The sequence below is a fragment of the Citrobacter sp. TBCS-14 genome (assembly GCF_005280805.1).
GTDB lineage: Bacteria > Pseudomonadota > Gammaproteobacteria > Enterobacterales > Enterobacteriaceae > Citrobacter > Citrobacter gillenii.
Genome location: NZ_SZWM01001010.1, coordinates 1 through 215 on the forward strand (window position 1 = coordinate 1; position 215 = coordinate 215).

Annotated in this window: 1 protein-coding gene; it reads right to left on the reverse strand. The window is 40.9% G+C overall.

Annotation, left to right across the window (positions count from 1 at the left end; all coding sequences use genetic code 11):
- A partial coding sequence (locus FDX22_RS22660) for a hypothetical protein (RefSeq protein WP_222592566.1) occupies nt 1-215 on the reverse strand: 215 nt, incomplete at both ends.

Genomic DNA, 215 nt, shown 5'->3' on the forward strand with positions numbered 1-215 from the left:
GGAGACCAACCCAAACCATTCGCTGTTCTTTGTTGACCTAAAATGTCTTCTTTAAGCGCTTGATCTGTTTGAATGAATACCATTTCGCCTTGAAGTAAGGTAGCGCCTTTTTTAACTCCATGGTCTGGTACGTCATCAGCTGGATAGCTATTAGTTTCCGCTTGGTCTTCCATTTCGCCAACTGATACTAAACCAGTTACAATTTTATGGTTAGT